Source organism: Nocardia uniformis NBRC 13702, from assembly GCF_001613345.1.
Taxonomy (GTDB): Bacteria; Actinomycetota; Actinomycetes; order Mycobacteriales; family Mycobacteriaceae; genus Nocardia; species Nocardia uniformis.
Map to the genome: position 1 here is coordinate 15,002 of NZ_BDCE01000031.1, position 20,927 is coordinate 35,928.

The window sequence follows — 20,927 nt, forward strand, 5'->3', positions numbered from 1 at the left end:
ATACCCGAGGCGCTCGGCAACAAAACCGTCGGTGGCGTGCGGGGTGGCGAGGCTGCCCGCGCAACGCCGCCACCCCCGACCATCCGTGCGGACGATCAGGGGTGGCGGAGGGTGCGGGTCGTCAGAGGTAGGAGGTGTCGTTCACGAGGCGGACGGAGGAGCCGCCGTCGGGGTAGAACTCCGCGATGGAGTGGGAGGCCAGGTCCAGGTGCAGGCGGTAGAGGAGGGCGGGGCCGACGCCGAGGGCCAGTTGGAGCAGCGTTTTGATCGGCGTTACGTGGCTCACCACAAGGACGTTCGCGCCCGGGTAGAGGGCTACCAGGTCGCGGCGGACGGCCTCGATGCGTTCGCGGACCTGATCGAAGCTTTCGCCGCCGGGGGCGGGCAGCGATGGGTCGCCCAGCCAGCGGGCGTGCAGCTCCGGGTCGCGTTCGCGCGCCTGGAGAAAAGTCAGGCCCTCCCACTCGCCGAAATCGGTTTCGATGAGCCCGTCCATCACGCGCACCGGCAGACCCAGCGCCTGCCCGGTGGCCTCAGCGGTCTCTCGCGCCCGATCCAGTGGCGACGACACGATGGCGGCGATATCGCCCTTGCCCGCCAACACCTTCGCCGCCCGCGTCGCCTGTTCGCGGCCCAGTGCGGTGAGGGGTGGATTCCCACGCCCCGAATACCGCCGTTGCACTGAGAGTTCCGTCTGGCCGTGCCGCAGCAGCAACAGTCGAGTCGGCCGTCCTACCGCTCCGGTCCAGCCCGGAGCGGCCTGGGAACTGCCGCCGGGCGTCGGGCCGGTGCTGCCGGACCGAGGTGTATACGTCTCGGCGGCAGCGGATGGCGTGCTACGCGAGAGGGCTCCGTTGTCCACGGGTTGGTTCAGGGCGTCGCGCACCTCGCCCACCACCTCGGCGTCATCCATGGCCTCATTGGCCAGCCGATCGGCGTGCGAATTCTCCGCGCGGGGAATCCAGCCGAAGCTGACAGTGTCGAATCCGGCGACGAGTCGGCGAGCACGGTCGGCGAGCGGAATCATGGCCGCGTGCTTGACCTTCCATCGCCCCGACATCTGCTCCACCACGAGTTTGGAGTCCATCCGGGCCACCACCTCGGTAGCACCGAGTTCGGCGGCAGCCTCCAAACCCGCTATCAGCCCCCGGTATTCGGCCACATTATTGGTGGCCACGCCCAGCGCCTCCCTGCGCTCGGCGAGGACCCGCACATGATCGGCATCCCAGACGACCGCCCCGTACCCGGCCGGTCCCGGATTGCCGCGCGAGCCACCATCGGCCTCGATGATCACCTTCACCGCTGTGCACCCTCCGCGTTCACTCAGCCCGGAATCCGGGCCACCACTGGATTTGCCGCGTTCGAAAGCACGATATCGGCACGTCCCCCGGCATGCTTTTGGCCGGGATCCACTACCGCGGAAGTGTGGATTCCGGCCAAGAGCACGGCGGAATGACGAATGCGGCGAGGCAAGATCACAGTCCCGATTGCTTGGTGCGCACCATGATCGCGCCACATTCGGGGCAGCGCACGACGACATCCGGGGCGGTCTTGGCGATACGGGCGATCTCGCCGCGATCGATTTCGATGCGGCACGCGCCGCAGCGGCGGGCCTGCAGCAGGGCCGCGCCCACGCCGTTGGCGATGCGCTGCTTGTCATAGGTGGCGAGCAGTTCGTCCGGGAAGCGGCCCGTCAGCGCGGCCCGATCGGATTCGCAGCGCTGCTGCGCGACATTCAGATCCTTTACGGCCTCATCGCGGCGGCGCTCGGCCTCGGCCAGCTGCACTTCGGCGTGGTCCAGATTCGCGCCCGCGTGATCGTGGTCGGCTCCGGCAGCCTCGCGACGCTCCATGACGTCGATGAGGTCGTCCTCCAGCACCTTCCGACGGCGCTCCAGGCTGGCCAGTTCGTGCTGCAGCTCCGAGAGCTGCTTCGCACCGGTCGATCCGGAGGCGAGCAGGCTGCGGTCGCGTTCCTCGCGCTTGCTGACCGCTTCGATCTCGCCCTCGAGCTTGCGGATATCGCGGTCCAGATCGTCGATGAGGATTTCGACCTTCACCGCGGCATCCTTGCGTGCTGTCCGCTCCGCGTCGAGCTGCTGCACCTCTTTTTCCTCGGGCAGCACCTTGCGACGGTGCTCGATCCGGGTCAGCTCGGCATCGACGGCGGCGAGGTCGAGCAGCTTGGCTTGGATCGATTGTTCGACATTCAACGCGGAGGCTCTCCTGGACGCTATGGATAAGTTCAAGACCCCCTACCGTACTCCGCCACGACCGCCGATTTCGCCAACCCGGCCTCCAGCTGGGCAGATGTTCACTCGATGCGGTGGACGGTGGATCGACGTCCGGACCGGGGCGACCATGGCTCGGCGACCGCGGCCGCATGCCGGATCGCGATCCGCCGCTCGAGTGGCGAACGCCGCATCCCGGCCGCCGGAATCGGACAAACTCATGGTATGAGCGAACATCGGTACGAAGTCGAAGTGGTGTGGTCCGGCGAAACGAAGGACTACCGGTCCTACAGCCGCAACCACGAGCTGCTGACCACTGGTCGTCCCCCTATCTCCGCCACCTCCGACCCCAAGTTCCGCGGTGACGCCACCCGCTGGAACCCGGAACAGCTCCTGGTCGCTGCCCTGTCCGATTGCCATATGCTGTGGTATCTGCACCTGTGTGCCACATCCGGGGTCGTCGTCACCTCCTACCGCGATACCGCGGTGGGTGTCATGGATGACGAGCGCTTCCGAGCGGTCACCCTGCGCCCGCACATCACGGTCACCGACCCCGCCATGGTCGACACGGCCCACGCCCTGCACAAAGACGCCCACAGCAAATGCTTCATCGCCAATTCGGTGAACTTCCCGGTTGGCCACGAACCCACCATTGTCGTGGAGTAGCGCACGCGACAACGGCTTCCACGCTCGGGAACAGCGCGTTCGCGCCTACTGAGGTTGCGGGAGTCTTGTCGGCGCAGCCCCGTCATCCCGGCATGCGGTTGGCCGGGATCCACTATCCGGAGGTGTGGATTCCGGCCAACCACACGCCGGAATGACGAAGGCGGGCAGGCATTGTCGCGGCACCAACCTCAGCAATCGGGTTCGACTGCGGGCAGGCCGACATCCGCGCACCTGTGTGTCCTCGGGCCCATAGGCCCACGTCTTTCAGCAGTCGGCCGCGCCGATGGTCCAGGGGTCGGTGCGAATATCGCAGACGCGGGTGTCCAGGCCGGGAATCGCCGCGCGCACAATGCCTTCCGCCTGTGCGCACCAGGGGAACTCGGTGGCCCAGTGGGCGGCGTCGATGAGTGCCGGGCCGCCGGCGCGCAAATGCTCGTCGACGGGGTGGTGACGCAGGTCGGAGGTGACGTAGGCGTCGACGCCGAGGCGGGCGACCGTACCGAGGAAGGAGTCGCCCGCGCCGCCACAGACGGCGACGGTGCGGATCACGCGGTCCGGATCGCCGGCGGCGCGCACACCCCAGGTGGTGGCGGGGAGTCCGGCGCGGACGCGAGCGGTGAACTCCCGCAACGACTGCGGCTGCGCCAGCTCACCGATGCGACCGATACCGAGAGCGGACGGCAGCTCGGCGCGCTCGGTGACGTGGAAGGCCGGTTGTTCGTAGGGATGTGCCGCCCGCAGCGCGTCCAGCACCGCGCGACGAGCCGAGGGCGCGGCCACCACCTCGATGCGGTCCTCGGCGACGACCTGGAGTTCGCCGATCGCGCCGATCGCCGGGGTAGCGCCGACGAGCGGGCGGAACTGCCCGGTCCCCGCCACCGTCCAACTCGCGTCCCGATAGTGCCCGCTCGCACCCGCGCCCGCCGCGAACAGTGCTTCCCGCACCGTCTCGGTGTGCGTGCGCGGTACCAGCACCTCCCATTCATCCAGCGCGCCAGCTGGTTTCGACTGCAGCGGCCCGACGACCGTCAATCCGACACTGTGCGCCAACGCATCCGACACCCCCGGATCGGCCGAATCGGCATTCGTATGCGCCGTGAACAACGCACACCCCGACCGGATCAGCCGATGCAGCAGAGCGCCCTTCGGCGTATCCGCCGCCACCGTGTCCACCCCCCGCAGTAACAGCGGATGGTGCACCACCAGTGCCTGGGCTCCCCACTCGATCGCGGCATCCACCACGGCGGCGGTCGCGTCCACGGCGAACATCACCCGCGACACCCCTTCCCCCGGGTCCCCGCACACCAGCCCCACCGAATCCCACGACTCGGCCAGCCCGGGCGGGTACGCCACATCCAGCACCTCGATGACATCCGCCAACCGCACCGCCGTCACCACAGACCTCCAGTCACCGTCACCGAACTACGCTCACCTTTTGTACGCGCCGCGCGAACTGCCGTGGGCGCGAAGCGAATAAACCAGCGGAGGGGCTGCCACACCCGGTTGTGCCGGGACAGCCGCGACTCGCCGCGACCGAACTCGGGCCGATCACAGTCCGACCTGCTCGATCGCGGCGACCAGGCGGTCGACCTCGGCGGCGGGGCGGACCGCGAGGCGCAGATGCCCGGAGTCCAAACCGGGGAAGGTATCTCCTCGGCGCACGGCGATTCCGTTGTCCGCCAGCCGCTTCCGCAGCAGTTCCGCATCGGGTACGCGAATCAGCAAGAAGGGGCCGGTGGCGGGTTCGTGGACCTCGATGCCGAATGCGCGCAGGCGCGCGATCATGGCGGCGCGGTCGGCGGCAATGGTTTCCGCCTTGCGCTGCGCTTCGGTGACGGCGGCCGGTTCGCTGGTCGCGGCGATGGCCTCCAATTGCAGTGTGCCCAGCGGCCAATGCGGGCGGCCGTGGTTCAGCCGTGCCAGCAGGTCGGGGGCACCGAGGAGGTATCCGCAGCGCAGTCCGGCCAGCGCCCAGGTCTTGGTGAGGCTGCGCAGTACCAGCACATCGGGAAAAGCCTTGCCGGACAGGGTTTCCGGCTCTCCCACCACAGCGTCGGCGAACGCCTCGTCCACCAACACAATGCGACCCGGCCGACGCAGCGCCAGAATCGTCTCGGCGGGATGCGATACCGAAGTCGGATTCGTGGGGTTCCCCACCACCACCAGATCCGCCTCCTCGGGCACCATCCCCGCGTCGAGGGTGTACGGCGGCCGCAACACCACCCGCGCCACCGGCACCGCCGCCTCCCGCAGCGCCAATTCCGGCTCCGTGAACGACGGATGTATCACCGCTGCCAACCGCGACCCCAACCGCGGCAGTAGGGCAAACCCCTCGGCCGCTCCCGCCAGCAACAGCACCTCGTCGGCCTGTCGCCCGTGCCGTGCCGCCACCGCGGCCCGCGCCGCGGCCTCCTCGGCCGCATCCGGATACCGCCCGAGCTCCCCCAACCGTCCGGCCAACCGGGCGGCCAACCACTCCGGCGGCCCACTCCCCTGCACATTCACCGCGAAATCGATCATCCCGGGCCGCACCTCGACATCCCCGTGATGGCGCAACTTCGCGTGATCGACCAATGCCGCGCCGTCGGACTCGCCCGCCGCAATGCCGGTTCCATCGCTGCCACACGCGGCGACCGCGCCGGGATTCGCCGACACATCTTCCTGATAGCTGCTGTCCGCTGTGCGACTTACCGCCGTCGGCCCCCGGCCGGACGCAGCCTCCCGCTCGCCCCCTGTCGCGCCGACCGAGTCGTCCCCGGTCGGACCCATCGCGATCGAGGCGGAATCGCCCCGCACTCCCGTGGCACCCGCGCTATCCGCCGCAGCGTCGCCCACGACACTCGCCCGCCCCCACTTCATCGGCGGTTCCGACTCCGTGCCCGCTCCGGTGTTCGCATCGCTACCCGCCTCGTCGGCACTCGGATATCCCGACACGCGCCCTGACGCCGCGACGGCATCGGCCCGCGTGGGCGTGGCACCCGCGCTATCCGCCGCGGCAGCGTCGCCCCGCGCAGGCGCGGCACCCGCGTTTTCCACGGCATCGCCCACGGCGCTCGCCCGCCCGCACCTGGCGGCGGCATCTGAATCGCGGCTCCGCGCGGTGTCCTCCGGCACAGCCACATACCCTACGTGGCAGTCCAGTAGGTCGACCGGAGAGAATGGCTTCGTGGGCGAGCTGCATGTGACCTTCATCTGCACCGGCAATATCTGTCGGTCGCCGATGGCCGAGAAGATCTTCGCGGCGCACCTGGAGCGCGCCGGATTGGCGGACCGGGTGCGGGTGAGCAGCGCCGGGACCGGTAGCTGGCATATCGGGGATGACGCGGATCCGCGCACGACCGATGAGCTGCGGCGGTACGGATATCCGGTGGGCCATGTGGCGGCGGTTATCGGGGTCGATCATCGCGATGCCGATCTGCTGATCGCGCTGGACACCTCGCATGAGCGGGCATTGGCTCGGATGAGTGTGCCCTCGGATCGGCGGCGGCTGTTGCGCGGTTTCGACCCGAAGGCCGACGGTCGCGATGTGCCCGACCCGTACTACGGCGATCAGCGCGACTTCGAACTCGTTCGCGAGCAGATCGAGGCGGCGATGCCAGGGCTGCTGGACTGGGTGCGCGAACAGCTCGGCGAATCTACGAGGGATCAGATATGAGTGGCAAGTCCGCGCTGCGGCGTATCGGCTTCCTGTTCCGACCGAGCTGGGTGATTCTGGCGGCGGTCGTGGTCGCGTTCGCCTACATGTGTTTCACCGTGCTCGCCCCCTGGCAGCTCGGCAAGAACACCTCCACCTCGCACCGCAATCAGCAGATCGCCGACTCGGTCGAGGCACCGCCGGTCGATATCACGACCATGCTCGACGGCACCGGCAACGAGACCGAGTGGCGGCGTGTCACCGCGACCGGCGGCTATGTGCCCGACTCGACCATGCTGGTCCGGCTGCGGCACCTCGACGGCGCACCGGCCTTCGCCGTGCTCGGAGCCTTCCGGCTCGAGGACGGGCGGGTGCTGCTGGTCGATCGCGGTATGGTCGCCGCCGTCGACGGTTCCCGCCCGCCGCAGATCGCGGACGCGCCCGCTGGACCGCAGCGCCTCGAAGCGCGTGTCCGCGCCTCGGAGGGTATTGCCGAGGGCAAACCCCCGATGACCGAGAACGGGTACCGCCAGGTGTATTCCATCGACACCGGGCAGGAGGCCACCGTCCTCGACCTCCCGCTGACCGAGATCCCCACCGACGGTCGCGGCGGCTACCTGCAACTGGCCGCGGACCAGCCGGGCGCGTTCACCCCCGTCCCGCTGCCGCAACTCGATGCCGGACCGTACCTGTCCTACGGCCTGCAATGGCTGGCCTTCGGCATTATGGCCCCGCTCGGGCTGGGCTATTTCGTCTACGCCGAAATGCGGGCCCGCCGCCGGGAGAGTGCGGAAGTGGCCGATACGAGCACATCTGGAGCCGCGCCATCGGCTGCCGAATCGGGCGACACCATCGTCGAATCCGATGACACCACCGAATCCGGCCACAGCGCCGCCGCATCCGGGGTGCGCAGTTCCCAGACGACCGAAGCGCGGCTGGCCGATCGCTACGGCCGGGGTCGCTGACCCGACCCACCGGGGGGTCGCGATGTCGGCACTGTTCCCGTCATCCCGGTGCGCTGGTGGCTGGACCCAGTTCCGTAGTAGTAGGTGTGGATTCCGGCCAAAAGCATGCCGGAATGACGAGGGTGAGGCTGGCGACATCGCGCCTTCAACCTCGGTAGTCGTGCACTTCGGCCCGAAGTCGGCGTGATATCGCCCAATTCCGCCGAGTGGTGCACGATTAGCGCGCTCTCGAACTACGGCGCTCGATAATCTCATGGATCGACATATCCGGCCACGGTGGCCGACGCAGCAGCGCCGCCGTCGCGAAACCTGCCGCCACAAGGCCGATCAGCTCACCCATCAGCGCGATGCGGGTGGAGTCCGTGACGCACTCGAACGACACCTTGCCCTCATGGATCACGAAGACCCCGAGCGGCCGCATACCGCGGAAGAAGCCGGGCTTGCTGACGGTGATTACCGTCGACCCGTCCGGGGTCAGATGCGGTGCGCCGTACACCAGTGAGTCGTCCACGGCCGGAAGCTCACTCAATCGATCCTTCAGCGTCATATGCGCCACCCCTATCGTGAGATATTGCGCCGCACCGCGTTTCGATGCGAGGCACGATGCCAGCCTACGACCGGCAGCGACCGGGCGGGCGGACTGGATCAACGCCGATATAGACACTTCGGGCCGCATGCCACCGTAATTCGGTAGCTAATGCACCGATTTGGGCGCGTTGCCCTGTGATCGCTCCGGATGCCGCCAATTCCACAAATTCGCGGCAATGCCGAGATTCCACTGTGACGCGCGCCATAGAGTCCGGGCGCTCCACCGAAACACGCACTACCCCAGGGACTCCCATGCGCCATACCCCGACCGCCCTCCTCGCGGCGGCCGCCGCCTGCCTGCTCGGCACGGCCACCGCGACCGCCGCCGGCACCATTGACTTCGCCCCCGCCGTCAATTCCCCTACCGGCGGCAATTTCCCATCCTGGGGTCCCGGCCCCGCCCCCATCGGCGTGGTCACCGCCGACTTCAATGGCGACGGCAAGGCCGATATCGTCAGCGCCGATTTCGGCGGCTCCGGCCCGGTACTCATGACCGGCAAGGGCGACGGCACCTTCGATCCGGGCAAGCGGATCGGCACACCCGGCAATGGGTACGGCGCGGTTGCCGCCGGTGACCTCAATGGCGACGGCAAACCCGATGTGGTCGCCCAGTCCTGGACCTCCATCGCGACCTTCATCAATAACGGTGACGGCACCTTCGCCAGCCCGAAGACCTTCCCCACCCTCGAGGGTGCACAGCAGGAGGTCATCATCGCCGATGTGAACGGCGACGGCAGGAACGATGTGCTGAGCCTGGTACCGGCGGGGGTCAAAACCTGGTTCGGCAAGGGCGACGGTGATCTCGACGGCGGCGGTTCGGCCATCATTCCCGGGGTCGCGGCCGCCTTCACGGTCGGCAATTTCGACGGCGACGGTAAACCCGATATCGCCATCAATAATGATGTGCTGCAAAGGGTTCACGTATTCACCAATCGCGGCGACGGCAGCTTCCAATTGCGCGGCGGCAGTACCTCCGGACTCATTACCGAGGACATTCGCGCCGGTGATTTCAATGGCGACGGTATCGACGATGTCATAACCGCCGACTCCTTCTCCTTCAGCACCACGGTGCTGATCTCCGACGGCAAGGGCGATTTCAAGAAAACCAACCGCATCCCCCTCTCCGGCCTCGGCCCCACCAGCATCGCCGTCGGAGACTTCGACCGCGACGGCAAGCTCGACGCCGTCATGTCCGCCGTCCTCAACTCCAAAATCGTTGTCTTCAGCGGCAATGGCGACGGCACCATCACCCGCGCCGGTGAACACAGCGTCACCTCGCAACCGCAAACCCCGGCCATCGCCGACTACGACGGGGACGGGAAGCTCGACGTGGTGGTGGCGGGCAGCGCGAATGAACTCTCGTTCCTGAAGAACCAGTCGTGACGCTCGGGCAGTGAGCGCACGGCGGGCCGGACTCGCAGTGGACTTCGCCGCGAGTCCGGTCGTATGCACCAGCAGGACTTGACACCGACCCGGTGATTGGCACTGAGATCGCGTGGCCACCTTCGCCACCGAGAGGTGAATGGCGTTCTGGTCGCGGGGGCGCCTTCGCCACCGAGGAGTGGATGGCGTTCTGGTCGCGGGGGCGCCTTCGCCACCGAGGAGTGGATGGCGTTCTGGTCGCGGGGGCGCCTTCGCCACCGAGGAGTGGATGGCGTTCTGGTCGCACCGGAACGCGGGGGCTGAAGGGTTGGCGGTGGGCGTCGTCTAACCTCGCCCGAGTGCGTACCGGAACTTCGACCGCAGCGGGATTGCTGCTCGGCTTTGCGCTGGATCGCGTGCTCGGGGATCCGCGGCGGTGGCATCCGGTGGCCGGGTTCGGGTCGGCCGCGACGAAGCTGGAGGCGGGTACCTATCGGGACAGTCGGGCGGCGGGGGTGCTGCACGAGGTTGTGCTGGTGGGGGGCGTCACCGGGCTGGGTATCGGTGTGCGACGCCTCGTGCGTGGCGGCCCCGCCGATCGGACGCGAATCGGCGGTTTCCGCCGCGATCGGAGTGCGTTCCTCGCCGATGCGCCTGCGGAATCTCTCCCCGGGCGCGGCACCGGTGACCTGCTACTCACCGCCATCGTCACCTGGACCGTGCTGGGCGGACGCAGCCTCGCACGCACCGGACGCGAGATGGCGGATCGGCTCGAATCCGAGGACATCGACGGGGCGCGGGGGCTGCTGCCGTCGCTGTGCGGGCGTGACCCCGAGGTGCTGGACGCGGACGGATTGGCTCGCGCCGCCCTGGAATCCATTGCCGAGAACACTTCCGACGCCACGGTGGCCCCGCTGTTCTGGGGCGCGGTGGCCGGCGTCCCCGGCCTGCTCGCCTACCGCGCGATCAACACCCTCGACGCCATGGTCGGCTACCGCAACGAGCGCTACGGCAACTTCGGCTGGGCCGCCGCCCGCACCGACGACGTCGCCAACCTGGCCCCGGCCCGCCTCGCCGGCGCGCTCACCACCGCCCTCGCCCCCATCGTCGGCGGTCGCCCCGCCGATGCCTGGCGCGCCTGGCGACGCGACGCCTCGAAGCACCCCAGCCCCAATGCCGGCGTGGCCGAATCCACCATGGCCGGTGCCCTCGGCATCCGTCTCGGCGGCCGCACCCAGTACCGCCACGGCATAGAACTGCGCCCCACCCTCGGCGACGGTCCCACCCCCCAGGTCCCCGACCTCCACCGTGCCGTCACACTCTCCGAAGCCGTCCAACTCGGCGCGGCCCTCACCGCCGCCGCCATCGCCTTGTTCCGCCGCTGACCCACTGCCCAACCCTGGCTGGCATCGCCGCGGTCCCCCTCCTGAGCGGTTGGCTTTGCCGGGATCGAAACCGCGGTGTCGGAGCAGCACCCGGCATGCTTTCGGCCGGGTCCCCTACTCAGAGGGTGGAGTTTCCGGCCATGAGCACGCCCGAATGACGAAGGTGGCCAGCGACATCGCGACCTCGATCCCCAGTAGCCCGCTGCCGCGCCGCAGTGACCGGCGTCAACCCGCTATCCCGGTCACGGGCTGGAAATTCGGCAGGATCGCACGGGCTCGGCGGAATAGCTGCTCGCGGCGCTCCTAGCCGCCACTCGGATCGTATGCGCGTGACGTGTCCTCCTGCCCGCGAGCGGCGGAATGTCACACCCAGGCGGTCTGTTTCGTCGGTTCAGTGGCATAGGCTCTCCAGGCTCGTCGCCGCATCGGCGACCCGGACGAACGGCAAGGCAGCAGTGACCACGGACAATCACACCAGTGCACCCGACCCGGCCGAATTGGCTCGGGAGTTCGAGGAGCATCGCGCGTATCTGCGGCGGGTCGCCTACAGCACGCTCGGCAGCCTCAGCGATGCCGACGATGTGGTGCAGGAGGCGTGGCTGCGGCTGCAGCGGTTCTATGAGACGCGGCCAGACGGCGCGGAGATCGATAATCTGCGCGCCTGGCTGACCACTGTCACCGGACGGCTGGCGCTCGACCATCTCGGATCGGCGCGGGCGCGCCGCGAACAGTATGTGGGCGAATGGCTTCCGGAGCCGGAGGTCAGCGCGTGGGAGGACAATCCGGCCGACAAGATCTCCCAGGACGACCGGGTGACCACCGCGCTGCTGGTGGTGTTGGAATCCCTCTCGCCCGCCGAACGCACCGCCTTCGTTCTACAGGAGGTGTTCGGCATGACCGGACCGGAGGTCGCCGACGTGGTGGGCCGCACTCCGGCGGCCGTGCGGCAGTTGGCCTCTCGTGCCCGCAAGCACGTCCAGGAGGGCACCCCGCGCTTCCCGGCCAGTCGCGATGAACATGCCAAGGTGGTGTCGGCCTTCGCGGTGGCCTGGCGCTCCGGTGATCTGAGCGCACTACTCGGCATGCTCGACCAGGACGTCGTCTTCACGGCCGACGGCGGCGGCAAGGTCATGGCGTTCCTGGAACCGCTGTACGGCGCGGAGACGGTCGCCGGAACCTTCCTCACCTTCCTCGACAAGGCCAGCGAGGTCGGCGGTGCGTGGGGCCGCATGGTGCAGGTCAATGGTCAGCCCGGCCTGGTGATCTTCGACGGCAAGAACACCGGGGTGTTCTCCTTCACCGTCGACGAGGGCCGCATCACCAATATCGCCGTGGTCCGCAACCCGGACAAGCTGCGCGACCTCCCGGTCGATGGCGACCCGGATTGGCCACTGGGCGAATAGGTTTCACAGCCCGCGCACCTGTGACCGTGCCCCGGAACCGATCGGTTCCGGGGCACGGTGCCGTTCCATGCAGGCCCCCGCCATCAACATGCGAACCCCGCCGTCCATATTCGAGCCCCGCCGTCCATATACGAGCCCCGTCGAGCCCCGTCACCCCGCATGTGCGAGGCCCGTCGTCCTGGATATGCGAGCCCCGTCATCCCGGCGTGCTTTTGGCCGGGATCCACTGCTACGGGGTGTGGATTCCGGCCAAAAGCACGCCGGAATGACGAGGGAAGCCGAATCCCAGGACGACTGGGAGCGCTAGGGCCGGGTTGCCGCTCCGCCGACCGAACCCAGGCCGTGTGCCTGTGCCACCTCCACGGAGTACAGCTTCCCGGCATCGGCCGTAAGCCCCTGCGCCAAGCCGTGATCCGCGTCGCAGGCCGCGCGCCAGCCCAGATCCGCGATGGCTCGCACATACGGCAGGGTGGCATTGGTGAGGGCCGCGGTGGCGGTGTGCGGTACCGCGCCGGGCATATTGGCCACACAGTAGAACAGCGAATCCGCCACTCGGAAGGTGGGATTCGAGTGCGTGGTCGGATGCGAGCTCTCGAAGCACCCACCCTGGTCGATGGCGATATCGACCAGGACCGACCCGGGCCGCATGCGCGCGACCAGGCTGTCGGGTACCAACTGCGGTGCGCGAGCACCCGGAACCAGTACCGAGCCGATCACCAGATCCGCTGCCAGTACCGCGTTTTCGACCTCGGAGGCGTTGGATCCGAGGGTGGTGATGCCACCCGCGAACCGCGCGTCGAGTTCCCGCAGACGCTTCGGATTGGTATCGAGCACGGTGACCCGCGCCCCCATACCCACCGCCACCGCCGCCGCATTGCTCCCCGCCATCCCGCCGCCGAGCACGACGACATCGGCCCGCCGCACCCCCGGCACCCCGCCGAGCAGCACGCCGGCCCCACCCTGCGGTGACATCAGGTGATACGCGCCGACCTGGGTGCCGAGCTTGCCCGCCACCTCACTCATGGGCGCGAGCAGCGGCAGCGTCCCGTCGGCGGAGCGCACCGTCTCATAGGCGATGGCGGTAATACCCGAGTGCAAGATCGCCTCGGTGCATTCGCGGGAGGCCGCCAGATGCAGATAGGTGAACAGCACCTGCCCGGCTCGCAGGCGCGAATACTCCTCGGCGATCGGTTCTTTCACCTTCAATACCAGTTCGGCGGCACGCCACACATCGTCGGCAGTGGGCAGCAGCCGCACCCCCACGCCGGTGTATTCCTCGTCCCTGAATCCGGACCCCACCCCCGCACCCGCTTCGACCAGCACCTCGTGTCCGTGGCGCACCAGCTCCCCGGCCCCGGCCGGGGTGAGCGCCACCCGATACTCCTGCTGCTTGACCTCCCGCGGAACGCCGATCCTCATACCGCCATCGTGGCCGACTCAGCCCGCACCCGCCATTACCTCCGCAATGCGAGTTGCCAGCAAGCAACCGTGCGGCAACGGAGATTCGGAGTCGCACGGGCTTCAGCACCGGCCAACGGACCCCGGCCCGTCTTCGCACCGCCATCGCACTCGATCCCAAACACAAACCCGTCAAAAATCCGCCACAAACCCGTCATTCCGGCATGCTTTTGGCCGGAATCCACCTCCGTTCAGAACGTGGATCCCGGCCAAAAGCGCGCCGGGATGACGGAAGTGCCCTCGCGTCAGGATCACTGTGCCCTGTGGTGTCCAGCATTCGCGGTCATCCAGTAGCAACCGTCAAGACCTCACCCGCAACCGGAATGCGCGGCTGGTCCGCGCGCCCCGCGTAGTCGAAATTGCGCGCCAGATAGTCCAGGGTCTCGGAGAAGTGCGCCCAGCCCTCACCGTGCAACGGTACGATCACCGCGTCACCGAGCACCTCGGCGGCCCGCACCGCGCATATGACCGCGGCGCGCATTACCGGACTCTGTCTCGGCTCCTGGGCGGTCGCCGCCAGCGGGCCGGCCGACGGCGGTGAGGTCACCACCCACCGCCACCATGGATCGCATTGCCGCCGATCCCGGATTGGGCACCGCGGTGAATCTGCGCCACCACTTCCACCGCGTTCTCGGCGTCACGCCCGCCGCACATCGCGCGGCCTTTCGGTCGACGACGGCCCGGCGCGCGAGCTGATCCATACTTCCGGCTCAGACGGACAGGAATCGCACTGAGACGGCAGAATCCCGCCGCCTCATGCGATTCCGTGAGCACGCAGCCAGTTCGGCCACCACGGCGACCCACCGATACGCCACCACCGCGAGTCGGCAAGTAGTACCGCGCTGGCGACCAACACACAGCGGCGGCTCACGACGATTCGGGGCGGACCGGTACAGCGCAGTCGACCCGGAACGCGGGCGAGCCTGCGCAGCAGCGGCAGCACGCGCGGCCCGGACTACGTCGCCCCACCCCAGCAGCCCGACCTGCGCACCCCGCCCGGTCGCCCGACATCCGCTCCGATAGCTTCACCACCATGAAGATTCGTTTGGGCGAGCACGAACCGCAGATCGACGACAGCGCGTGGATCGCGCCGAATGCCACCATTATCGGACGCGTAAAGCTCGATGCCGAGGTGAGCATCTGGTATTCGGCGGTATTGCGCGGCGACCTCGAGGACATCACCGTCGGTGCCCGCACCAATATCCAGGACGGCTGTGTACTGCATGCCGATCCGGGCTTCGCCTGTACCGTGGGCGAGGGAGTTTCGGTGGGGCACAACGCGATTCTGCACGGCTGCACTATCGGCGACGATGTGCTGGTCGGTATGGGTGCGACCGTTCTCAATGGTGCGGTAGTCGGCGCGGGCAGCCTGATCGCGGCCAATGCGCTCATTCCGGAGGGGGCGCAGATTCCACCGAACTCGCTGGTGGCCGGAGTGCCGGGCAAGGTACGCCGGGAGCTGGGCGAGGCCGAGCTGGACCGCATCAAGCTCAATGCCGCGGTGTACCTGCACAACATGAGCATGCACCGCGAGGGTCAAGAGATGTGACTGAAGGGGGTACGTGATATTCAGCACACTGAACAAGCGACCAATACATGTCGCTGTTAGCATCGTGCGCAGCGTTCCCGGCGGCCCGGGCTGTGCCGCCGCTCGCCGGGTGCGCGCATGGGGCTAGCAGGAGGTTTCAACGGTGGCGTACGAGCGAGACGGTATGCACCGACGGCGAATCAGTGTGGCCGATATAGCGGCCCAGCCGGGGGGCATCGAGGCGCTACAGCGCCGCGTACACGAATTACGTTCCAATGGAATCGATTTCGCCGCGAATGCGATCGAGCGCGAGATGGCCGCACTCAACGTGTGCTGACTCGCCGACCCTCGGAGCCGGTTGATCGACCCCGCGTCCACACCCGGGGTGAGTGGTGCGATGAAATAATGACGCTCGCCTTGCCGCATCGACGCGGTCAACCACACCGATCGACTGGAGACTCGATGCCCTCCGTGCCCAGCATCCTGCAACGCATTCTGGAAAAGCCACGGGCGGACGGTGAACAGCTCCTGGAAAGCGCGCTGTCGGCCTTCCTGGATTTCGGGATCAAGCGGACCAGTATGGGCGAGATCGCGCGCCGCGCGGGCATCAGTCCGGCCACCCTCTACCGCCGCTTCGAATCCAAGAACGAACTCGTCGAGGCCGTCAGCGTCCGCGAGGCCCAACAGCTCGTCGCTGAAATCGATAAGTACACACAGGAATTCGGCACCAGCGACGAGCAGCTGGTGGAAACCTTCGTCGCATTCATCACCGCGATGGCCCGCAACGAACTTTTGCGGCGCCTGCTGCGCACCGAACCCGATCTGGTGCTGCCGCGCCTCACCACCGAGGGCGGCCCGATCCTCGAGGTCGGACGTGTTTACCTGGCGGGTAAGCTCCGCGAGCTGCAGGCCGCGAATCCCAGTACCGACTTCGATGCCGACCTGGTCGCGGAGATCATGGCCCGGCTCGCCCTCTCACTGGCATTGACACCGGACGGCATCATCCCGCTCGGCAATGAACAGGCCGCCCGCGAATTCGCCCGCCGCACCCTGCTGCCGATGGTGGGCGTCCACCCATCCTGACGTTACTGCGACGCCGACCCGGCCACGACGGTGCGCCGCCCGGCGAAGCGCCGCATGATCGGCAGATCCATCCAGTGGTAGAGCGCGGCGGCCGCGAGCACCGACAGCACCAGGCTCAGCGCGGTGAATCCGGCCCAGCCCCCGATGCCGAATTCCTTGCCGCCAATGAACATTCGGGTGATCAGCACCATGACCGGAAACTGGATCAGATAGAAGGCATAGGAGATATTGCCCAGCCACACCATGCGCGGGTGGGCATTGAGGCCGCGAATACCTTGCAGATCACGGGCGGCCATGGTCGCCACGACGGCGGTCATGGGCGCGAGCAGCAGTGCCGACATCTTGTAGTTGACCGGTACCACCCAGGTGGCGGCGTACGCGATGGTGAGTGCGATCAGCGGCGGTGCGAGACGGGTACTGCGCCAGCGTCCTTCGAGCACCATGCGCGCGGCGAACACACCGAGGAAGAACTCCGGCAGTCGTGAGGCCGGGAAGTTGTAGCTGAGCCAGTAGGACGGGGAGACCGGAATATCCGGCTGCCGGAACCACGCCTGTGCGGCGTGCAGTTCGAAGAACGGGGAGGCATCACCCGGAACCAGCCGGGGCGCAAAGGCATTGGCGATCCCCTTCGGGCCCGGCACCCACAGGTAGTAGGCGGTATGCAGGGCCAGAATGGCGAGCATCAGCAGTCCGGCCGCCAACAGCAGGCGCTGGGTCGGAACCCTGCGCACGAGCGGCAGCAGCAGTGGAAAGCTCAGGTAGAACAGCATTTCCGAGGCCAGTGACCACGCGGGTACATTGAGTCCGCCCACGGTGGTCCACTTCGGCACCCAGGTGTGCACCAGCAGCAGATTCGGTGCCCAGACGACCAGCCGGGACAGCGGCACCCCCGCCGCCAGAATGAAGACCGCCGCCGCCAGCAGATGCGTCGGATAGATCTTCAGCACTCGACGGCGATAGAACCCGCGCACCGACATCCCGGGCCGGAACGACCAGTAGATGATGAAGCCGGACAGGACGAAGAAGAAGGTGACCCCGGCGGCCCCCAACTGCATGGGCACCCACTGGTGGATCTGCCGGAACAGTTCGGACTTCTGGAACGGGTAGACCGGCAGAAAGACCAAGGCGTGCAGGACGAATACCGCGAAGGCCGCCCACCAGCGTCCGCCGGTCAGCGAGGGTAACGCCGGCCGCTTCTGCTCGTCGGCGACGATTCCCGCGGACCCCACCGCGGGTGCCACCTCGACCATCAGCGTCGCGCCAGTTCATGGATCCCGCTGGCCATCTCGGCATCACCGCGCACGGAGGGGTGGAACGGAATCGCATTCGGATCGCGGGGATCCTGGAAGTCGTTGATCCAGGAATCTTCCGTGCACAGTCCGTGACCGGCGGTCGCCCGGCGCGCATCGAAGAAGTCGATATCGAGCAATCGCGCGGCCTCGCGCTGTGCGCGGTCGAGCCGATCCACAAATTCGATAGCGGCCCGTCCGCGTGGCTGCACGAACCGTACGACGCCGAATGCGTTGAAGCACACGGTGTCCTGACCGGCAGGAAACAGTTCGGGGTATCCGACCATGACAATGCGCGCATTCGGCGCGTAGTACTTCACGTACTCGACCACACTGCGAATTCGTGCCGCGTAGGCCGTACCGGTCACTTCGCGGAAGTCGGGGATGCGGCCCTGATCGGCGGCCTCGGTGCCACACCCCTCGATGAGGTTGAGTACGCACTGCTGCAGGGCGAACCACATGGTGGTCTCGTGGGCGCCCCAGCGATCATTGAGACCGAATTGCAGTGTCACCAATTCGGTACGCGGACCGAACGCGCCCTCCTTGTCGGCCTGCTTGGTCTCCCACACCGCCGTATAGCTCGGCGGAGTGTCGAGCGATGCTCCCGGGCACGACATATCGAGGTAGTCCGATGTCCCGGCCACGCCCATCAAAGCGCTCAGCTGGGTAGGCCACGAGGTCTCACCGTGCCAGCACTTCAGGGTGTCGGATTCGAGAATCCAGGCATTGGAGCTGAATGAATCACCAAGAATGACAAGCTCTTTGCCCTCGGGCGTATCCGCCGCGCTCACCGCTGACCCACTCATCGACGCGGCGACCGCCAGCGCCGCCGCGCATAGCCAGCGCGCGCCGATCTTCTTTCCCACGGTGTCGCTACCTCAGTATCCGGCTCGCGGCTCGAATCCCGGATCCGACAGTGTCGGAGCGGGTTTCGTGGGTTCGGGTGGCTGCGGCCGGGTTTGCGCCGGTTGGGTCGGAACCTGCAACTGCGCGGGTGCCTCCGGGGCGGGGGCCGCCGGGGCAGGGGTCTCGGAGGCCGCGGGTGGCGGCTCCGGCGTGGGGATTTCCGTCGACGGCGCCACCGTATCGGGTGCCGCGGCAGACGAGCTCACCACGACACTGGTCGGCGTCCCGCTCGTCGGCGCGGGCTCGGAGTCGCCCCCGCCGCACGCGGTAACCATCGCTACCAGCGCCACCGCGCCGACCACCGCGGCCACGGCCCGAACAACACCGGACCGTTTTGCGAGATTAGACCTCATGAAACACCTCAACCAATAACTGAAAACTATGCCGTTCACTTTTTCGGAGAGTGTAGGCACAGGCCCTGCTGCCCGGACTGATTCCCGATCTTTTCCCACCCATCGGACTTTTCCCATCCCCAACTTCCAGGGGCGCACGTCCGCCGAACCCCCGAAGTCGGCCGTCCGGGGACCATTCGGCATGGTGTCCGGTGCGGCCTTAAGCTGACCCGAACGATCTTGTTATGGCATACCGAGGGTGGGGGATCATCATGTCCAACAGCATCGATTCGCGCTACTGGGCCCACTACCCCGCCAAGCGGAACTTCGAATCCGGCGAGGCGCCCACCACCGTCGTGCGCCGCCGCGAGCTCCCCGATCGTGTCTACGACGAGTCGTTCCGAGTCTGGGGCGGCTGGGCTCCCACCTCGGCGCTCTACGACGCGACCGATCCCCGGCCGTCCTCGGTACCGCATCTGGTCGAGATCAGCGACGCCGAAGCCGATGAGGTGCTCGCCGCGCGATTCGGCATCGCGGCTGCCAGCCAGCAGACCGAATCTGCGATACAGGTCCCGAAACTCTCTGTGAGCGAGGCAGATTCGCTGCGCGCACACTGGGACCGCGCCGTACACACCGACGCCGAGACCGCCGCCTGCCTCGATGAGATCCTCGCACCGTTGACCCCGACGCGCGATGCCCGGCGCGCCACCGAATTCGCCTCGATGAAGAGTCTCGATTCGCTGCACCGCCAGCTCGCCGTCATGCGCTCCGAGGGAGTTTCGCTGCCGACGGCCCTGAGCACCATCAACGATATCGTCCGCTACACACTGGTTTTCGATACCGAGCAGTACACCTCCAGCACCGAGCTGATCTCCGCTCTCCTCGCGCGCCGCGGGTACACCGTGGTGCCCGGTTCGGAGGCGAATTCCTGGAGCCACTCGCGCTACAAGGATTACCGCGCCGTCTGGACGGCCCCCGATTCCGATATCCGGATCGAGATCCAGTTCCACACCCCGCCCAGCCTCGGCGCCCGCGAATCCAACCAGCATCTGCACGAGTTCGCGCGCCAATCCGAACTCTGGCCCACCACAACGGGATACGGTTCGGCCGAATTCGTCCGGTACAGCTCCTGGTGGTGCATTCCCACCTCCCCGGAGAACGGTCAGGCGGTCGCCACCCTGCTCGGCTACGGCTCGATCGAAGAGGCGCTGCGCGATCTGGTGGCCGCGCCCACCCGCCTGGCGTATCTCCTGGATCTTCCCGCCGACGACCTGCGCGGCCTGGTCCAATTGCGCCAGCTGATAGCGAATTTCGCCCGCTCCCCGCAACTCCCCCATGGATCGCGCACCCAGGACATCGCCACCGCGACCAACGCCCTGACCCGTGCGCTGATCCCGGAAATCGACGATCCCGACGGCACCGCCGAGATCTTCGGTGTGGTCACCAATGACCTCAGCGACGCCATTATCGAAGTCCACCGCACCGCGAGGCTTTTAACAGCCTCCGCCATCATCCACCGTGGCGACCTGGACGATCATCCCCCGCTACCGACCCCCGCCCCGCCCGCCACCGCCCAGGGGGCCGTCGCGGCGGCGGTACTTGGCCTGCCGGATACCAGAGCGCTGCGCCACAACCCGTCCCGAGCCGCCTACCGCCTCGCCTACCTGCTCGGTGTCCCGGCCCACGACCCCACCGCGCTGCTCGTCCTGAGCACGCTCCTCGAAACCTTCGTGGAGAAGGCCTACATCCCCCCACTGGGCCACACCGACGAGCTCGTCGAGGAAACCGATCGCGTAGCCGGTGCGGCCACCCCCATAGACCCCGACCTCTACCGCGAGGCAGCGGCCGGATTCGGCCTGCCCGACTTTCTGGAGGACAGCTCCGGAATCTACCGAATCTGCTCCCGTGCAGCCGTTTTCCTATTCAAGTCGGTGCTGATACGCAGTATCGACTGACCCGCCCCAACATCCCAGCGCACAACCCCCGTCATCCCGGCACACAACCCGCCCCCGTCCCGGCACACAACCACCCCTTCCCGGCGCGCAACCCACCCCATCCCGTGCGCATCCCGCCCGTCATCCCGGCGCGCTTTTGGCC

The 20,927-nt window shown here is 67.5% G+C and carries 21 protein-coding genes; 11 read left to right on the plus strand and 10 right to left on the minus strand.

What is annotated here, in order from left to right; translation table 11 throughout:
- Positions 1 to 121 precede the first annotated feature (121 nt).
- Both NU1_RS08655 and NU1_RS08660 read right to left on the minus strand, forming a co-directional pair.
- A complete protein-coding gene (locus NU1_RS08655) occupies positions 122 to 1,300 on the minus strand; it encodes a bifunctional RNase H/acid phosphatase (RefSeq protein WP_157552052.1) in 1,179 nt (392 codons plus the stop codon).
- A 175-nt stretch (positions 1,301 to 1,475) separates the two neighbouring features.
- Positions 1,476 to 2,213, minus strand: a complete 738-nt coding sequence (locus NU1_RS08660) for a zinc ribbon domain-containing protein (protein ID WP_067519191.1) — start codon at positions 2,211 to 2,213, stop codon at positions 1,476 to 1,478.
- Positions 2,214 to 2,456: 243 nt separating this feature from the next.
- On the opposite strand from NU1_RS08660, the gene NU1_RS08665 reads away from it, so the two are divergent.
- Positions 2,457 to 2,897 (plus strand): OsmC family protein, encoded by a 441-nt coding sequence (locus NU1_RS08665; protein WP_067519219.1) that lies wholly within the window; start codon positions 2,457 to 2,459, stop codon positions 2,895 to 2,897.
- Between the two features lie 264 nt (positions 2,898 to 3,161).
- Here NU1_RS08665 and NU1_RS08670 read toward each other — a convergent pair whose 3' ends face one another.
- Positions 3,162 to 4,292, minus strand: a complete 1,131-nt coding sequence (locus NU1_RS08670; RefSeq protein ID WP_067519221.1) for a Nif3-like dinuclear metal center hexameric protein — start codon at positions 4,290 to 4,292, stop codon at positions 3,162 to 3,164.
- A gap of 153 nt (positions 4,293 to 4,445) precedes the next feature.
- Positions 4,446 to 5,501, minus strand: coding sequence for an Rv2231c family histidinol phosphate aminotransferase CobC (gene cobC / locus NU1_RS08675; RefSeq protein ID WP_371859780.1), 1,056 nt, complete (start codon positions 5,499 to 5,501; stop codon positions 4,446 to 4,448).
- 562 nt (positions 5,502 to 6,063) lie between these two features.
- Here cobC and NU1_RS08680 point away from each other — a divergent pair.
- Both NU1_RS08680 and NU1_RS08685 read left to right on the plus strand, forming a co-directional pair.
- Positions 6,064 to 6,552: a low molecular weight protein-tyrosine-phosphatase gene (locus NU1_RS08680; RefSeq protein WP_084521102.1), complete on the plus strand. Its 489-nt coding sequence runs from the start codon at positions 6,064 to 6,066 to the stop codon at positions 6,550 to 6,552.
- 14 nt (positions 6,553 to 6,566) lie between these two features.
- The gene (locus NU1_RS08685; protein WP_067519227.1) at positions 6,567 to 7,496 is read left to right on the plus strand and encodes an SURF1 family cytochrome oxidase biogenesis protein; all 930 of its coding nucleotides are present in this window, start codon (positions 6,567 to 6,569) and stop codon (positions 7,494 to 7,496) included.
- Between the two features lie 217 nt (positions 7,497 to 7,713).
- Here the strand turns inward: NU1_RS08685 and NU1_RS08690 are convergent, their stop codons facing one another.
- Complete coding sequence (locus NU1_RS08690; RefSeq protein WP_067519229.1) at positions 7,714 to 8,043, minus strand: hypothetical protein; 330 nt, start codon at positions 8,041 to 8,043, stop codon at positions 7,714 to 7,716.
- Positions 8,044 to 8,336: 293 nt separating this feature from the next.
- Between NU1_RS08690 and NU1_RS08695 the strand changes: the two genes are divergently transcribed.
- From NU1_RS08695 to sigJ, 3 genes are all read left to right on the plus strand, one after another.
- Entirely contained in the window at positions 8,337 to 9,467 is a 1,131-nt protein-coding gene (locus NU1_RS08695; protein WP_067519193.1) for an FG-GAP repeat domain-containing protein, read from the plus strand.
- A gap of 338 nt (positions 9,468 to 9,805) precedes the next feature.
- Positions 9,806 to 10,831 (plus strand): cobalamin biosynthesis protein, encoded by a 1,026-nt coding sequence (locus tag NU1_RS08700; protein WP_245720008.1) that lies wholly within the window; start codon positions 9,806 to 9,808, stop codon positions 10,829 to 10,831.
- A gap of 455 nt (positions 10,832 to 11,286) precedes the next feature.
- Positions 11,287 to 12,234 carry an RNA polymerase sigma factor SigJ gene (gene sigJ, locus NU1_RS08705; protein WP_067519195.1) on the plus strand — a complete coding sequence of 316 codons (948 nt, stop codon included), beginning with the start codon at positions 11,287 to 11,289 and terminating at the stop codon, positions 12,232 to 12,234.
- A gap of 303 nt (positions 12,235 to 12,537) precedes the next feature.
- Here the strand turns inward: sigJ and ald are convergent, their stop codons facing one another.
- Both ald and NU1_RS08715 read right to left on the minus strand, forming a co-directional pair.
- Positions 12,538 to 13,653 carry an alanine dehydrogenase gene (gene ald, locus NU1_RS08710; RefSeq protein ID WP_067519197.1) on the minus strand — a complete coding sequence of 372 codons (1,116 nt, stop codon included), beginning with the start codon at positions 13,651 to 13,653 and terminating at the stop codon, positions 12,538 to 12,540.
- 322 nt (positions 13,654 to 13,975) lie between these two features.
- Positions 13,976 to 14,173 (minus strand): hypothetical protein, encoded by a 198-nt coding sequence (locus NU1_RS08715; RefSeq protein ID WP_157552053.1) that lies wholly within the window; start codon positions 14,171 to 14,173, stop codon positions 13,976 to 13,978.
- A 56-nt stretch (positions 14,174 to 14,229) separates the two neighbouring features.
- On the opposite strand from NU1_RS08715, the gene NU1_RS41210 reads away from it, so the two are divergent.
- From NU1_RS41210 to NU1_RS08725, 4 genes are all read left to right on the plus strand, one after another.
- A complete protein-coding gene (locus NU1_RS41210; protein ID WP_245720009.1) occupies positions 14,230 to 14,388 on the plus strand; it encodes a hypothetical protein in 159 nt (52 codons plus the stop codon).
- Between the two features lie 337 nt (positions 14,389 to 14,725).
- Entirely contained in the window at positions 14,726 to 15,241 is a 516-nt protein-coding gene (locus NU1_RS08720) for a gamma carbonic anhydrase family protein (protein ID WP_067519201.1), read from the plus strand.
- A gap of 142 nt (positions 15,242 to 15,383) precedes the next feature.
- The gene (locus NU1_RS42150; protein WP_169815019.1) at positions 15,384 to 15,557 is read left to right on the plus strand and encodes a hypothetical protein; all 174 of its coding nucleotides are present in this window, start codon (positions 15,384 to 15,386) and stop codon (positions 15,555 to 15,557) included.
- A gap of 125 nt (positions 15,558 to 15,682) precedes the next feature.
- Positions 15,683 to 16,303 carry a TetR/AcrR family transcriptional regulator gene (locus NU1_RS08725; RefSeq protein ID WP_067519203.1) on the plus strand — a complete coding sequence of 207 codons (621 nt, stop codon included), beginning with the start codon at positions 15,683 to 15,685 and terminating at the stop codon, positions 16,301 to 16,303.
- A 2-nt stretch (positions 16,304 to 16,305) separates the two neighbouring features.
- On the opposite strand, the gene NU1_RS08730 is transcribed toward NU1_RS08725, so the two are convergent.
- From NU1_RS08730 to NU1_RS40135, 3 genes are read right to left on the minus strand one after another with little or no spacing between them, the layout of a single operon-like run.
- Positions 16,306 to 17,532, minus strand: a complete 1,227-nt coding sequence (locus NU1_RS08730) for an acyltransferase family protein (RefSeq protein WP_245720010.1) — start codon at positions 17,530 to 17,532, stop codon at positions 16,306 to 16,308.
- A 20-nt stretch (positions 17,533 to 17,552) separates the two neighbouring features.
- Positions 17,553 to 18,458, minus strand: a complete 906-nt coding sequence (locus NU1_RS08735; RefSeq protein ID WP_084521106.1) for an SGNH/GDSL hydrolase family protein — start codon at positions 18,456 to 18,458, stop codon at positions 17,553 to 17,555.
- Between the two features lie 12 nt (positions 18,459 to 18,470).
- Positions 18,471 to 18,851 (minus strand): hypothetical protein, encoded by a 381-nt coding sequence (locus NU1_RS40135; RefSeq protein WP_157552054.1) that lies wholly within the window; start codon positions 18,849 to 18,851, stop codon positions 18,471 to 18,473.
- Positions 18,852 to 19,102: 251 nt separating this feature from the next.
- Here NU1_RS40135 and NU1_RS08745 point away from each other — a divergent pair, with 251 nt between their 5' ends.
- Positions 19,103 to 20,785, plus strand: a complete 1,683-nt coding sequence (locus tag NU1_RS08745) for a hypothetical protein (RefSeq protein WP_067519211.1) — start codon at positions 19,103 to 19,105, stop codon at positions 20,783 to 20,785.
- Positions 20,786 to 20,927: the final 142 nt, after the last annotated feature.